The sequence below is a fragment of the Marinobacter sp. genome (assembly GCF_041595835.1).
Lineage (GTDB): Bacteria > Pseudomonadota > Gammaproteobacteria > Pseudomonadales > Oleiphilaceae > Marinobacter.
Map to the genome: position 1 here is coordinate 1 of NZ_JBFHJO010000054.1, position 15,804 is coordinate 15,804.

General features: G+C 52.8%; 13 protein-coding genes and 1 other RNA gene. 6 read left to right on the forward strand and 8 right to left on the reverse strand.

The window, feature by feature from the left end; all coding sequences use genetic code 11:
- The 8 genes from ABYA77_RS13145 to ABYA77_RS13180 all read right to left on the reverse strand — a co-directional run.
- Window positions 1-1,095, reverse strand: a 1,095-nt coding sequence (locus tag ABYA77_RS13145; protein WP_372966428.1) for a ribonuclease D, incomplete at its 3' end; no start/stop codon positions are given.
- A 14-nt stretch (window positions 1,096-1,109) separates the two neighbouring features.
- Window positions 1,110-1,712, reverse strand: coding sequence for a recombination mediator RecR (gene recR / locus ABYA77_RS13150; RefSeq protein ID WP_372966429.1), 603 nt, complete (start codon window positions 1,710-1,712; stop codon window positions 1,110-1,112).
- Window positions 1,713-1,749: 37 nt separating this feature from the next.
- Window positions 1,750-2,073 (reverse strand): YbaB/EbfC family nucleoid-associated protein, encoded by a 324-nt coding sequence (locus ABYA77_RS13155; protein ID WP_372966430.1) that lies wholly within the window; start codon window positions 2,071-2,073, stop codon window positions 1,750-1,752.
- Between the two features lie 4 nt (window positions 2,074-2,077).
- Window positions 2,078-3,937, reverse strand: a complete 1,860-nt coding sequence (gene dnaX, locus ABYA77_RS13160; protein ID WP_372966431.1) for a DNA polymerase III subunit gamma/tau — start codon at window positions 3,935-3,937, stop codon at window positions 2,078-2,080.
- Between the two features lie 71 nt (window positions 3,938-4,008).
- The gene (locus tag ABYA77_RS13165) at window positions 4,009-5,058 is read right to left on the reverse strand and encodes a lipase secretion chaperone (RefSeq protein ID WP_372966432.1); all 1,050 of its coding nucleotides are present in this window, start codon (window positions 5,056-5,058) and stop codon (window positions 4,009-4,011) included.
- 51 nt (window positions 5,059-5,109) lie between these two features.
- Entirely contained in the window at window positions 5,110-6,051 is a 942-nt protein-coding gene (locus tag ABYA77_RS13170; RefSeq protein ID WP_372966433.1) for an esterase/lipase family protein, read from the reverse strand.
- Window positions 6,052-6,240: 189 nt separating this feature from the next.
- An RNA gene (gene ffs / locus ABYA77_RS13175) (signal recognition particle sRNA small type) lies at window positions 6,241-6,337 on the reverse strand.
- A gap of 80 nt (window positions 6,338-6,417) precedes the next feature.
- Window positions 6,418-7,179, reverse strand: coding sequence for a 2OG-Fe(II) oxygenase (locus ABYA77_RS13180; RefSeq protein WP_372966434.1), 762 nt, complete (start codon window positions 7,177-7,179; stop codon window positions 6,418-6,420).
- A 109-nt stretch (window positions 7,180-7,288) separates the two neighbouring features.
- Here ABYA77_RS13180 and ABYA77_RS13185 point away from each other — a divergent pair, with 109 nt between their 5' ends.
- The 6 genes from ABYA77_RS13185 to ABYA77_RS13210 form a co-directional block, all read left to right on the forward strand.
- On the forward strand, window positions 7,289-8,218 hold the full coding sequence (locus ABYA77_RS13185; protein ID WP_372966435.1) for a D-hexose-6-phosphate mutarotase: 930 nt from the start codon (window positions 7,289-7,291) through the stop codon (window positions 8,216-8,218).
- Between the two features lie 33 nt (window positions 8,219-8,251).
- A complete protein-coding gene (locus tag ABYA77_RS13190) occupies window positions 8,252-9,067 on the forward strand; it encodes a lysophospholipid acyltransferase family protein (protein WP_372966436.1) in 816 nt (271 codons plus the stop codon).
- Entirely contained in the window at window positions 9,067-10,005 is a 939-nt protein-coding gene (locus ABYA77_RS13195) for an SDR family oxidoreductase (protein ID WP_372966437.1), read from the forward strand. Before ABYA77_RS13190 ends, ABYA77_RS13195 begins: the two co-directional genes overlap by 1 nt.
- A 107-nt stretch (window positions 10,006-10,112) precedes the next feature.
- Window positions 10,113-12,248 (forward strand): XrtA/PEP-CTERM system histidine kinase PrsK, encoded by a 2,136-nt coding sequence (gene prsK / locus ABYA77_RS13200; protein WP_372966438.1) that lies wholly within the window; start codon window positions 10,113-10,115, stop codon window positions 12,246-12,248.
- A gap of 127 nt (window positions 12,249-12,375) precedes the next feature.
- Entirely contained in the window at window positions 12,376-13,749 is a 1,374-nt protein-coding gene (gene prsR, locus ABYA77_RS13205) for a PEP-CTERM-box response regulator transcription factor (protein WP_372966439.1), read from the forward strand.
- A 48-nt stretch (window positions 13,750-13,797) separates the two neighbouring features.
- Window positions 13,798-15,804, forward strand: a 2,007-nt coding sequence (locus tag ABYA77_RS13210; RefSeq protein WP_372966440.1) for a tetratricopeptide repeat protein, incomplete at its 3' end; no start/stop codon positions are given.

Here is a 15,804-nt window from a genome sequence, read left to right on the forward strand (position 1 = left end):
CCAGCCTTCAAAAAATGTATGCCCGGACAAAGTCTGATCTTGAATGATTTTTTCTATACGTTTTCTTGGTGCAAGAATTTCCATTGGAATATCAAAACGTTCTGCCACTTTATTAAAGTGCTTTTTAACCTTTTTATAGAGCGTTTGCTGGTCCCGGGTCAGAGGTCTCGGAATCGGCTCAAATGAAGAAATGTCAGTGTTTTTGCCTGTACGAATCAGTTCAAGCAAGAGCTCCCCGTAACGCTTAACAATACCCCCGGGAACGCCCTGAATATCGTTAAGTTCGCGGAGTGAGGCCGGGCAGCGCTCGGCAATGGCTATAAGCAAAGCATCACTCAGTACCCGATTTCTCGGACGGTCAACCCGATGACACTCCTCCTCGCGCCAAACCACCAGGCGCTGAAGAACCGCTTGCTGTTCAGCAGGCAACGTCCAGCCGCCACGCAACTTCAGATAATGCCGCTCAGGCTCTTCCTGATCAGCTGCCTCGCTCGCAAACCGGCGAGACTCATCTGCCAGGGCATGTTCAAGGTTTCGCTCTTTAAGCCTGGAGAACACCCAGTGCGACAGCGGCTCCAGAAACCGAATGTCATCCACTGCGTAACGTGCTTGTTCAGGCGTCAGTGGCCGGGAAATCCAATCCGAACGGGTAACCGACTTATCTAACGTCTCACCAAACAGGGTCTCTACCAACCGGGCATAACCAACTGAAAAGCCAGCACCGGCCAGAGCTGCGCCAATTTGCAGGTCAAGCAGTCCAGCCGGGGCAATTTTGAGCCAGTGCCTGAACAGGTCAAGATCTTCGCTCATCGCATAAAGCAACTTCGGACGCTGTGCGTCCGCCAGCATGTCGCGAAAACTATCGGAAGCCTCTGCAACATGAGGATCAACCAACCAGTATTCACCGCCCCCACCCATCTGGACCAAACCCGGTATCGGGTAAAAAGTGGAAACGCGCTCAAATTCAGTATCGAGGGAAATCGGGCTGCCGGGTGCAAGACTTGCCAACCACTGATCCAACTCCTCCGGTGTAGCCAGCCAGCGAATGGTCTCCGGGGCTGGAGGAACCGGTATGGCCGTTGGGTTTTGAATCATAAGGAAACCTGGAACTATTCAGAAAGGGGTTTACGGCCCCGGAAGGCGTGCGTCAGGGTAAAACCATCAACATAGCCGAGTTCGCCACCCACGGGAATACCGTGAGCCAGGCGGGTTATCAGAATGCTTTGGCCATCAAGACGATCGGCAATGTAATGGGCTGTGGCTTCACCTTCAATAGTCGGATTAGTTGCCAGGATCAGCTCACTCACACCCTCTTCACGAACCCGCCTTAATAGCCGCTCAATACCAATTTCTTCAGGGCCAACACCATCAATCGGCGACAGGTGCCCCATCAATACAAAGTAGCTACCCCGGTAATCGCCAGCTTGTTCAATAGCCAGCAAGTCAGAAGGGCTTTCAACCACGCACAATGTCCCTGTCCGTCGCTCTGGCTTCGCGCAAAGCTGACAAATCTCAGTATCCGAGAAATTCTGGCAGCTGTCACACCGACGCACGTGATCCATCGCCTGGCTTAAAGCACTCGCCAGGCGAACCCCGCCAGAGCGGCCCCGCTCCAGCAGGTGAAAAGCCATTCGCTGGGCAGTTTTCTGTCCAACCCCCGGCAAACACCGGAGAGATTCGACCAATTCATCAACCATGGGGCTGAATGCCATGAATACTCCTCAAAGACTACGGCAAACCTGAACCAATTCAGAACGGCATTTTGAACCCGGGAGGTATCCCCATACCAGACATCATGCCGGACATCTTATCTTTCTGGTTGGCTTCAACTCGCCGCACGGCATCGTTAACCGCAGCAGCCAAAAGATCCTCCAGGATCTCTTTGTCCTCAGAAAGTAAGGAAGGATCAATCTCGACTTTTCGCACATCGTGACGACCATTCATGGTCACTTTTACCATGCCTGCTCCGGATTCGCCCACCACTTCAGCCTTGGCGATTTCTTCCTGAGCCTTTTGCATCTGCTCCTGCATCTGCTGGGCCTTTTTCATCAGGTCGCCCATATTATTCATCATGCGATCATCTCCTGCCTGTCTCGATCGGACGGATGCTTTCTTCAATAACCCGCCCTTCAAACCGTTCAACAATACTCTGTACAAGCGGGTCTTTGCGGATAGATTCCTCGGCCGATTTCTGGCGCGCAACCCGTTGACGTTCTTCAAAAGCGGCGGGGGTGTGCAACCCCGGTTCGCCCTGCACTATCTTTAACTGTGTGGCGTCACCAAAACGTAATCTCAAGGCCGCAATAATTTTTTCTTCATGTCGCTCATTCAACAGCCGGTAGTGCCCCTCATCCAAGGTCAGCTCCACCGTATCGCCGTCTAACCGCATAGCACTGTAACTAGCCAGGTTCCCCGGCATACCGGTTATTTCCAGCTGCCGGTAATCACGTTCCCAGACAAAACCGTCTGAGCTGGCCGGCTCCTGCAATTCAACGACAGGTGGCGCGTCCACCACAACAGGCTCTGACGCCTGTAACTCAGAGGCAGGCTCGCTCTTCGTTTCGAGCGCCTCCTCCTGCATGGCTATAGCTGCAGGTTCTGGCTCAGGCACTGCCTTAGAGAATGCCTGATCACCCGGCTCCGGATCCCAAGGCGGCACATCCATCACCGGCGGCTCAGACTGATCTTGAGACTGAGGCACCGCATCCGAAACCTGTGGTACTTCAACTACCGGCTCAGGTACTGATGCTACCGGTTCTGCACTGGGTTGCTGTGCAGGCTCAGGTTCCGGGTCAGCACGCCCAGCACTTTCGCTTCCGGCTGCCGGGATCGCAGGCGGCTCCCGGCGATCTGCGCCCGGCCTGAAGGCAAGCATACGCAGCAATGTCATCTCAAAGCCCATGCGGGCATCCGGCGTAATAGCCAGATCTTTTCTGCCCATCAAAGCAGTCTGGTAGAACAACTGGGCATCTTCGGCACTGAGCTTACGTGCCAGCGCCTGAGCTTGCGCGGCATCCCCCATGGCGTTATCCGCACTGCCCGGCACTACCTGCTCCATAGTCACCCGATGGAACAGGGACAGCAGATCAGAAAGAATCACGGCGTAATCCGGCGCAAAATCCGAAATACGGCTAATTTCCGACAACAAGCCAGGGCCATCCCGCTCGACCAGGGCATTTACAATACGTTCGATGTCCTGCTGATCAATGGTACCCAGCATGGTGCTGACATCACTGGCCGACAAGTTCTCGTTGCCGAACGCAATAGCCTGATCAGTCAGACTCAGGGCGTCCCGCATACTGCCGTCTGCAGCCCGAGCCAACAGCCAAAGAGCAGGATCTTCAAAGGGAACCTTTTCTTCAGTCAGTACGTGCTGCAAATGACCAACAATATGCTCAGGTGTCATTCGCTTGAGATTAAACTGCAGACAACGGGACAACACCGTTACCGGCAACTTCTGCGGATCGGTTGTCGCCAGCAGGAATTTTACGTGTTCGGGGGGTTCTTCCAGCGTTTTCAGAAAGGCATTAAACGACTGATTCGTGAGCATATGTACCTCATCAATGAGATACACTTTAAAGCGGCCGCGGGTTGGCGAATACTGAACGTTGTCTGTCAGCTCCCGCATATCATCAACACCGGTACGAGACGCCGCATCGATCTCTATAAGATCAACAAACCGGCCCTCCAGAATCTCTTTGCAAGCGCCACATTCGCCACAAGGGTTGGGCGTAATGCCGGTTTCGCAATTCAAACAACGGGCCAACAAGCGGCCAATGGTGGTTTTACCAACACCTCGGGTGCCGGTAAACAGATACGCATGGTGCAACCGCTGGTGCTCCAATGCGTGTACAAGTGCCTGTAGCACATGCTCTTGCCCCACCATATCCTCGAAGGTGCGGGGGCGCCATTTTCGGGCTAAAACCTGGTAGCTCATGATCCGTCAACTGCTCTGAAATCAGGGCCTAACAATATCATGGACCCTGCGTCAGAAGAAGGATGATTACCCTAACCGGCGCTTCCGCTGGCTTTGTCCAGCGCACGAATGCGGCGCCGTTCATGTTCTTCCTGAAAGATCTCCGCCCTTAACGCCTCAAGTGCCCTTTCCCGATCATCCGGAGCAAGCCCGCCAGCCTGAAGCAACTGCAGCTTACGCTGCTCATAGCTCGCAACTCTGCGCTGCCATTGCTGGCGCTTCTGATCCAGCAACTCCAGGCGACCTGTCGCTTCTGCTCCATATTTTTCCATACGAAGCGCCCGAACCTCGGCCTCACTCGCGCCGGACGCTCTTAACCGCTGAACCTCCTGGACCATAGATACAACTGTTTCTGAGACTTCCTTTGCCTGACGCGCATGAGCTGGCAGCATCTGGTCAACCTGCGCCAGCGCCAGGGCCTTTTCAGATTCACTCAACGTATCGTCAGCCAGTATCCGCTGCCGGTCTAACGTCATCCGCAAGCGGCGCTCTTCCTGACCAAAAAAGCCTTCAGCCACATCGGGGCCAAGGTATTCTCTACGCATGCTGTAAATCACATCAAAAACAGCCTGAATATCCGCCGGGTCAGGATCACCCTGTTGCTCCAGAGCCGCGGCCGCCTCCCGATAGGCCAAATAATCATCAAGAATGACAAGAACCTCCGCCTGAATACCTGAAGGAATAGCGTCACTCTCCATGACAGCCTGCATCCGCTGCTTAAGTGCACCTTCATAGCGACGATCCGGTGCAAGACCAATAAAGAAATCCATGAAACGGCGAAGGTCCCGGTCCAGCACCAAATTGCCGTTCATATCGATACGCACAGCCCCGTCAACTTCAATATCAGCTACACGTTCATCTCTGGGTAAAGGTGGTAAGGCTGTGGAAGATTCGGAAGGCAATGCACCAAGGCGAACACCGCCTCCACTGACAGTAACCACCGGTTTTTCATCAGATGGCAGGTTTATTGAAAGTGCATCAGATCCGGTACGAGCAGCACCACCCCACCAAAACGAATACATGGAAGCGAAAGCAATGAACAAAGAAATACCGACCAGGCCGGCAAGATAACTTTTCTTCATGAACAACCTCTGCAGCGGGCCTGTGCGGCCCGCTTTTACTAAAAATTCAGATCAGAGGCCCAGATTTTTGAGGCGATTTGCCTGCTGGCGATAAAGCTCCACCGGATCGGCAGCATTACGCCCCACCAAACCGAACAACATATTCACCTGATCCAGGTGGTTGTGGCCATAATCCACACCCAACACTTTACCCAGCTTCATACTGCACGCCGGCACCAAGCCGTCAGTCGGTTCGTCAAACAAAGGCTCAAGAGCTTTCAGTAATGGATCGCTGACATCCCAAAAGTTCGTGGATATTTTATTGCCGCCCCAGGAATAGTAACGAACCCCATCCACCACCTCGGCACCATCATTACCACAATAGGTCGAAGGAATACCTGCCGAGAACCGCTCATTAAACTGAAGAGACCCCTCAGTACTCAGAGAGGCAATAGCCGCGCCCGTATCCTGCGGTAAGCCACCACCACCGGAGAAGGTATCCAGCAGGCCAAAAAACCAGTTACCAAGATTATCCAGCGCACCAGTGTTAAACGCGTCAGCCACAGGAGTACCCCAGTTAACACCACCTACACTCGATACCGAAGCGATGAGATCAGGCCTCACTCCCGCCACGTACCGAATGGTAGGACCACCGTGACTATGACCAATCAGGTGCACCTTTTCTGCACCGGTCACAGCCATGTACTCCTCAATCTGAGCCAACAGTTGCTCGCCCCGGACTTCCGTGGAGTTAGCCGCTGAAACCTGAGGAACAAATACTTCAGCCCCACTTTCTGTCAGGGCATCAGGCACACCGTTGAAATATTCGACAATACCAAACAGCTTATTGAAGCCAGACAAGCCGTGGACAAGCACAATGGGGTGTTTCGTCGCTGTGTAGGTGTCAGTGCTTTTCCCGAACAGCCAGTCAAACCATCCGGCAGAAGCAGGTTGTGCAGAAAGACCAATAGCAAGGGCGCTGGCCGCAAGGACCATTTTTTTATTCTTCTTCATGTCATTACCTTTTTTTGTATTTATTCGTAACCAAAAAGTAATCAACAAGTCAAACAATGTAAAGGGGCAGGCTGGGCCAAATCAGGTTGGTAGATTCAATCTGTAAATGATGAAGATCTGATCAAAAGAGAATGCGACAGGAAAAACAAATCAGACAGAAGGGCAAAACAGAGGAAATAATGGGGGTGACCCCACCAGCAATTCTCCGGCACACAAATCCACCGCTTCGGCTGCTCCCTTCCGGGCCTGACCGGGTTCACGGCTTCATGTTGCGGAGGCACCGATGGGGCCACCATAACAGCGTTCCGGGATATTTCCCCGAAAGCGGCGCGAATAGTATCAGGAGGTTATACCGATTACAACGCCCTAAAGCGGCAAAGGCACTTCATCCTGCCTGAACCAGCAAGCGATACTGTAACGGGTACGCCGCGCCGGCAACACTTCATGGGGAACTTCTTCGCTGAGAAAGAGCACTGCACGGCCATCCTCAGGCCTGACCAAGCCCACGACTGACTCAGGGTTCTTTGGATCAAACACCCGCAACTCGCCGCCATCCTCAAGACCCCAGCCCTCATTCAGGTACAAAACCAGACTGACGACCCTCGAAGCCCTGCCCCGGAAACTATCCACGTGACATTTATAGAAGTCGCCCTCCTGATAGGTAGCATAATGAGCTTCATACCGTTTCAAACCAAGAAACAGACGCTGATTCAAGCCTTCCCGAATTTTATCGAAAAACCGATACAGCTCTGCCTGAGGCGCGCTACAACCTTGCATCCAGGCAATTTTATCACGCCGAATGCTACGGTTTTTAACCAGGTCAGCGCCACGCCCCACTCCGGCACGTGTCATTGCCTCCGTTTTATCCAGAATTTCAATTTCATGGCGTAACGCATGTAACAACCCAGCAGGTAGACGTGCGGATAAATCGACCTCAACCCACGCCTGCTCCGCAAGACCATCCGCCAGCCCATCCAGCCACGCATCGTTAATCAGACAATTGGCGGGCGCACTACCCTCCATTACCCCCGGATCGTCTCCTGCCAACCGGTCCAGTAAGCCTGCATCAACCTCAAGGCGAGGTTCCGGCAGAGGGACTACGATGGAACCTGTGATTTCATCATCCATTGACAGCACTCCGAATATTTGCGCTATTGTATGATCAAACTCGCTCAATTAATGCTTTTACTTTACGCTGAACATACGTGAATGTACTTAAAGGAAGCTCACACCTGCCATGTCGGAATCCAGTGACAAGCCACCCGTTTTCCAAACCCCCGGACAATGGTCCTTTACCCGCTGGAAAACTATCGGTCAACTGGAAGCCCTGGAAGTTCACCACCCATTATTTCAAGCCACTATTTTTCTACAGGGGGCCCACCTCACCCAATTCGCCACTAAAGGCGAAAACAACTGGCTATGGCTGAGCGATCAGGCCAGATTCCAGCCCGGCCGCTCAATCCGAGGCGGCATCCCTGTCTGCTGGCCCTGGTTTGGAGACCCGGCCCGGAATCCTCCGGCGATCCGCTCCCGGATTAACGCACCTACCGCCCATGGTTTTGCCCGAACAGCCCTATGGCACCTGGAAGATGTTCGTGAAGATAAACATGAAGTAGAAATAAGCCTGTCGATCAATGCAAACGAAGACTTCGCAGATTACTGGGACGGTCGGGCACTGGCACTTATCACCTTCAATTTTTCAAGTAAGGGCTGCCAGATAGCGCTGACCACAACCAACCTGTCAAAAAAACCACTGGCCTTCAGCCAGGCACTGCACACCTACCTGCCTACAAGCAACATTACCCATACCCGAATTCTTGGCCTTGGCGACAGCCAGTACATAGATACCCTGCAAGGCTGGGAGTATTTCAATCAGGAAGGCCCGGTTTACTTCGATTCGGAAACCGACCGAATTTACCAAACTGGCGAGCCTTTGATTGTGGTCACGCCTGCCGCCAAAACAAAACTGACGTCGGTAGGAAGTGACTCAACCGTTGTCTGGAATCCGGGAGCGGAAAAATCCAGACGACTTTCCGATTTCCCTGATTCTGGTTGGAAAAAAATGCTCTGTGTCGAAACGGCCAATGCAGCAGCAGACTATCGAGTATTAAATGAAGGCCAGAGCCACACTTTAGGCGTGCTGATTGAGCGGGCGAAAAACACCTGAGCCACAGCACCGATAACAATAAAGGGAGCAGGTATGGGCCTGGCATCATTTCTGAAGTCCAGACTGATTTCAGAGGAGCTGGACAAGCAAGTCGAAAAAATTAAAAAACCCATTGGCTCTCTGGGGTATGACCCCTGGGGCTACAACAATGATGCCGTTAAATATGGTTTTAGCATCACACGTCAGATTTACGAAAAATACTTCCGAGTTCAGACCACCGGCGTAGAAAATATCCCGGCAACAGGGCCTGTACTGATCGTCGCAAACCACTCCGGTCAACTACCCCTTGATGGCCTTCTTATTGGTTACGCTATAGCCACTCGTAAAGAAAAACCCCGCATGCCCCGGGCAATGATCGAACGGTTCTTTCCCACCGTGCCCTGGCTAGGCAATTTACTGAATGAGGTTGGTGCAGTCCTGGGCGACCCGGTTAACTGCGCAAAAATGCTAGAGAACAATGAAGCGGTGATCGTATTCCCAGAAGGCATAAGGGGTTCAGGAAAACTCTATCGAGACCGCTACCAACTTAAACGCTTCGGTAACGGCTTCATGCATCTTGCCATGAAATACAACGCCGCCATCGTACCTGTAGGCGTTGTGGGGTGTGAAGAAACCATACCTGCCATTGCCAACATCAAACCCCTGGCCAGCGCTCTGAGTATTCCCTACGTACCTGTGGCGCTGCCCGTTATCTTTCCAGCCAAAGTGCACCTGAATTTCGGCAAGCCCATGTATTTTGATGGCAGCGATATTCCCGAAGAACAAATAACCGACCGGGTAGATTCCGTAAAAGCTGAAATAAGCCGGCTGATCGACAAAGGCCTGAGCGAAAGAAAAAGGTTGTTCTGATGACAAAAACAAACAGACCAAAGATTCTGGTTACAGGTGCCGCCGGCGCTTTGGCTCAACAGGTGATAGAAAAGTTGCGCGGCACCTGCGATCTGGTCGCCGTTGATTCCCGTGAACAGGTTTACCTGGGTGACGAAATTCCGAGTTACTGCTTCGACTTTAACAAGCGCGCATTTGAAGACCTGTTCCGCCGCTTCCACTTCGACGGAGTCATTCACCTGGGCCGGGTGCAGTCCAGCGAACTCAGCCGAATGCGCCGATACAACGCCAACGTACTGGGCACACAAAAACTACTCGAACTTTCCCATAAATACGGCATCAAGCGGATCATCGTACTTTCCACTTACCATGTATACGGTGCTGTAGCCTATAACCCCGCTCTGATTGACGAATCTGCACCATTGAAAAGCGCCGGGCTCAGTGCCGACCTGGTCGATTCCGTAGAACTGGAAAACCTCGCAAACATTTACCTCTGGCGTTACCCCGAACTGCACATCACCATTCTGCGAGCCTGCAACATTGTCGGCCCCGGTGTCCGCAACACCATGAGCACACTATTGAGCAGTAAAAGAGCCCCGGTACTGGCAGGTTTTTCGCCCATGATGCAGTTTATCCACATCGACGACATGGCCGACGCCATCGTTCTGACATGGAACAAGCCAACGAAAGGCGTCTTCAACGTAGCGCCGCATGACTGGGTAGCCTATCAACAAGCGCTGAAACTCTGCGGCTGCACACGCATCCCCATTGCTTCCATACCCCCGGTTTTGCCTAAAACCATTGCCAGAATTCTCAACCTGCGCAGCTTCCCCCATTACTTATTGGCATTTTTCAAATATCCGGTAATCATTGATGGGCGCAACTTTGCCAGGGAATTCAACTTCAACCCCAAACACTCACTGCAAGAAATATTCAATTATTACCGGGATAACAAGTAAGCCCTATGAATTCTGCATCGATTTTACGAATTGAAATGGACGTAAACAGCGCATCAAGGCTACCCTGTACAGGTTAAATACAGACCGACGGTTCAAGGAAAGACCGAATGTTCAGGGACTTAAGCGTAATCAGCTATGGCACATCAGCGGTAGTCTTCTCCGTACTGTCAGTCATGGTGGCTACCCGATACCTGCGGCGCGATATTGATCGCGCACTGTTCCTTGCGTCCTTCGTCACCGCTATATGGGCCGCAGCACTGGTCACCCAAAGCCTTTGGAGCCAACCAGGCTTTTTTATCCGCTACCTCCTCGAACTACTGCGTGACACCGCATGGCTCCTGTTGATTTTCGCAATACTCCGCGACTCATTTCGCCAGGCCAAATTTACCGGCCAACTCCGGAAAACCCTTGGGTTTGCGACCGCCGCGCTGATTGCAGCCCTGATGGTTCTGGGCACCCTTGAGTTCATCTTCAATGCAGATCTCGTCAGTGGAAAAACCAAACTGATCGGCCAGATAGCCCTGTCACTTCTGGGTTTATCACTGATTGAACAGATCTGGAGAAACTCCCCCACGCTCAGCCGGTCCAGCGTGAAATACCTGTGCATTGGTACGGCCACCATCTTCGCCTATGACTTTTTCATGTTCGCAGACGCGCTGCTGTTTGGTCAGGTTGCAGATTCCTTCTGGGATGCCAGAGGGTTCGTGAACGCAGCCCTCGTACCCATGTTCGCCGTAAACATCATTAACACCCGAAAACAGCCCGTCGACTTTCAGCTCTCACGTTCTGCCGTGTTTCATGCCGGCACACTCCTGATCGCCGGTGGATACCTGCTCCTGCTTGCCATCGGCGGGTACTACGTGCGCAGCCTCGGTGGCAAATGGGGAGATGCGCTACAAGTACTCTTCATCACCATCGCACTGACCTTCCTGGTGACGCTGATCATGTCCCGCAGACTTCGCGGCCGGTTAATGGTGTTTATCAGCCAGAACTTCTTCGACTACAAATACGACTACCGGGAAGAATGGCTAAGAATGACGCGGGAGCTTGCCAACCTCAGCAATGATCCCCCTCTGCCAGAGCGAGCCATCCGAATACTGGCAGATCTGGTAGAAAGCAACGCGGGTGCTATCTGGATCAAGTCTGACCAAAACAATTATCAACTCGAAGGCAGTGTGAACATTGCCACCCCCAAATACACCACCATAGATGGCGATTCAGAGCTCGTGCGCCTGTTTCAGACCAAAGAATGGATTATCGACCTGCGGGAATACCGGGAAGACCCCCTCAGTTACGACCTGCTCGAACTTCCCGAAGCTATCACCAATACGCCCGATGCCTGGCTCATCATTCCCCTGTTTCTTGGAAACGAACTGTATGGCATAGCTATGGTTGGCATTCCTTATGCCAAAGTTGTGCTGAACTGGGAAAACTTCGACCTGATTAAAGTCGTGGCCCGGCAAACCTGTAACTTACTGGCCCAGGCAGACGCCCAGAACCGGCTTTCCCGCGCCATGCAGTTTGAAGCAGTGAGCAAAGCATCCGCCTTTATGGTGCACGACCTTAAAACCCTCATCGCCCAACTGTCATTACTCGTAAAAAACGCGCCAAAACACCGCGACAACCCGGCGTTCATCGACGACATGATTTCCACTACCGAACACGCCGTGCGGAAGATGTCCAATCTGGTAGACCACATACGAAAACCGGTCACCCCAGACGAAGAACATCGCAGCGTTCTGGATTTGACCGCTGTTGTACGTGAACTTGTTGAACATAAAAGTCGTCGCAGCCCTGCTCCAAAGTTACTTGGCGACCCACCCCCTATCTATATCTGCGCGGAGCAAGAACAACTCAGAAGCGTGCTTGGCCACCTTATTCAGAATGCCCAGGATGCCACACCTCCCGACGGAGAAATCACCCTCAACCTGAAAACGGCTAAAGGTAAAGTCGTGCTGTTCATTCAAGACACAGGCACAGGAATGACAGATGAATTTATCCGCACCCGACTATTCAAAGCCTTTGAAAGCACCAAAGGCCTCACCGGGATGGGGATCGGCGCTTACCAGGCCAGGGAATACATTCAGGAGCTGGGAGGTAATATCGACATAACCAGCGAACCCGGCGTAGGGTCTTGCTTCTCGGTCTTCATACCTCTGGTAGAAAACTCCGACAAAGAGGCTGCTGACGCAGAACCATTACCCGACCATGATGTTCAAAAATCACCCAGAGCCGTCAATTAACCGGCGCCAGGAGGCTTTTTCTGAATCCGGCATTGCAAAGTGTCAATGTTAAGTTAAGAATCGTATATATGGAAAAGGCAAAGGTATAACGCCAACCTATCAACAGAACAAAGGATTAATCGCTGTTGTGAAGCAACTACTAATTGTAGAGGATGATCCAGGCCTTCAAAGCCAGATGCGCTGGTGCTTTGGCGAAGATGTTGACGTTTCAGTCGCGTCTGACCGCGAATCTGCCCTGGCCGCACTTCGCCGCCTCGAACCTCAGGTGGTCACCTTAGACCTGGGCCTCCCCCCAGACCCTGGCGGTGCAACTGAAGGCTTTGCACTGCTTGAAGATATCCTCCGCCTGGCACCGCAAACAAAAATCGTTGTAGTGACAGGGCGAGAAGACAAAGAGAACGCCGTAAAAGCCATCGGCATGGGTGCCTGTGACTTCTACCAAAAACCACTGGATGCCGACATCCTCACCTTCGTGGTGAACCGCGCCTTCCGGCTTGCCGAACTGGAAAAAGAAAACCGGGAACTGGCAAACCAGAACAACGGCACCTATATCAAGGGCATCGTGGCCTCCAGCCCCGAGATGCTGGCCATCTGCCGCACCATCGAAAAAGTCGCACCAACAGACGTTACAACACTGATCACAGGCGAAACCGGCACAGGCAAAGAATTATTAGCCCAGGCGCTGCACGACCACAGCCACAGGTCAGACAAACCTTTCGCGGCAATAAACTGTGCAGCCATCCCGGAAAACCTGCTGGAAAGTGAATTGTTCGGCTTTGAGAAAGGTTCCTTCACCGGGGCGACGCAAAGCAAAAAAGGCAAGATTGAAAGCGCTAACGGGGGCACGCTGTTCCTGGATGAAATTGGCGACATGCCCATGCCGCTGCAAGCCAAACTGTTACGCTTCCTTCAGGAACGAGTGGTAGACCGCGTAGGGTCCGTCAAACCCATCCCGGTCGATGTCCGCGTGGTTTGCGCCACCCACCGGAACGTTCAGGAGCTGATCACTGAAGGTACATTCCGGGAAGACCTCTATTACCGCATCAGTGAAATCACCCTGGACGTACCCGCACTTCGTGACCGTGAAGGCGACGCTATTGTCATTGCCCAATCATTACTGCAAAGCCTGGGCAAACAGATGGACCGCCCCAACCTCTGCTTTTCAGAAGACGCAGTTCAAGCCATAAGCAGCTATAACTGGCCGGGCAACGTTCGCGAAATGATTAACAAGGTAAAGCGTGCCATCATCATGGCTGACGATAAACGCATCACCGCAGAAGACCTGGTACTACCGCTTGAAACGAGCTGCGATTCTGATTACCAGCTAAACTTGCGCCAGGTGCGGGAAAATGCGGAACGAAAAGCCATACTTCAGGCACTGACAAGTTGCAACTTCAACATGGCACAAGCATCTCGCTTACTGGGGATAACCCGCCCCACTTTGTACAACCTGACAGACAAGTACCGAATCGAAACATCAACCGCTACCAACGGTAACTGATACATGGCGATCGGAATAAAAAAAGACCCGAAAAAAAAGGAACAGGGCATGACCATTAACCATATTATGCGTGCGTCACTACTTTCAGTTGCCATCGCAACAGCGGGGCTTTCCGGCTGCGGCAACGAACCCGACATGTCACAGGAAGACATCCAGTACATCAGCCATGTAGATCAGGCCCGCTTCTTCCAGCGACAGGGAGAGTTAAAGGCCAGCACCATCGAAGCACGAAGTGCTATTCAGCTCCAGCCAGAGCGAATCGCCCCCTACTTCGTCATCATCGACAACCTGCTCACAGCCGGTGATGCTGCAAACGCCGAGCGTCAGCTTGATCAGTTAATGGAGAGGATTGGTTCAGAAAACCTCAGTCAGGCAGACAAAAACGAAGCATTATTGATTCGGGCCGAATCTCTCGCACTTCGGGCAAAGTCCGCTGAAGCCTTAAGCGCACTGGACAAAATAACCTCACCTTCCCGTGACCAGGAACTTGAGGCAGACAACCTTCGAGGCCGGGCCTGGCTCGTTGGTGGTAACCTCGAAAACGCTGAAAAAGCCTACAACGAAGCGGCTGAGAAACACGCAAACAACGCCATAGCCATGGTTGGCCTATCCAGAATTGCTGCGGCTCGCAACGATTACACAGCAGCCAAAGAATACCTGGCCCAGGCCGAGAAAATGGATGCTCAGCACGAAGAAGTCTGGCTCTGGAAAGCCCAGCTGGCTCACCTCCAGAGCGACTGGCCTCAGGCAGAACAAGCCTATATTCGTGCTCTGGAAACCATTGGCCAGTACGATGTCATGACCTTCCGCAAATACCAGACTATCTCCGCCCTTGTGACCGTACTGCGCCAACAAGGTAAGTCTGCAGAAGCATTCGTTTACGAAGAAATATTAGCCAAGTCCGCACCCGGCACCATCAAAAGCAACCTCGAAGCCGCTACTGCCGCCTACAACGACGGAGACCTCGACACCGCTGGCCGATACCTTCAGGAAGTCCTGAATCAGGCGCCCGGACACCAGCAAAGTGCACTCATGCTTGGCGTTATCCGTTTCCGCCAGGGGCGCGCGGAAGAAGCAGAGAAGCTGCTCGAACCCCTGTCAAAAATGGACGGTTCCGACGACGTGCGTAAGCTGCTGGCGGCCACCCGAATATCCATGCAAGATCCTCAGGGTGCAAAATCCATACTGGAAACCGTAGACAACAAAGACTCAGACCCTCAAACCCTGGCCCTTGTCGGCATTGCCGCCCTGGCATCAGGGGATGACCAGAGTGGTCGGCAGCTGCTTGAAAAAGCGCTTGAACTGGCCCCGGATAACCATAACCTGAGGCTCAGATACTCCGCCTATCTGATGCAAGTTAACGATCATGACCTGGCTCTCACCCAAGCCAGCAGGATTCCTGATAACGCCCCCGAGGCACTTCAGGCACAGCTTCTTATCTCACAAATTCAGGCATTATCCGGAGACACCAGCAGAGCCCGGAAAACCCTGGATGCCTGGCTAAAGAAAAATCCGGACAGCGTTCCCGCTCTGCTTGCCCAGGGCCATCTCGCAAGTAACCTTGGCAACCCGACAGAAGCTCAGAAACTCTATAACCGAGCCCGGAATCAAGCCCCTGAAGACGCTGCCCCCTTAGTAGCCTTAGGACACCTTGCAGGCAACAACAAAGACACAGACAAAGCCCTCGGCTACTACAAAGAAGCCATCGCCCTCAACCCGAACCACGCTGGCGCTATCCAGGCTGCAGCACGGATCATGGGCCGGGAAAAGCTCACAGCATTCATGCAGGAAATGACAACCCAGCACCCGCAAGCCCACGGCCCGCGACTGGTATTATTGGAATCAGCACTGATCAGTAATGATGCAGCACAAGCTGACGAGCTGTCTGCCCGACTGCTGGAACGCGAGCAAGAAGATCAGCCAAGCCCCGCTGAACCGATGGTGGCCGCTGTGTACGAAAACATTGCAACTCAGATGGCACAACGGAACAAACTGGAGCGTGCGCTGGAGATACTCAACCGAGGCCGCATACTTTTCCCGCAATCTGAAAGCATC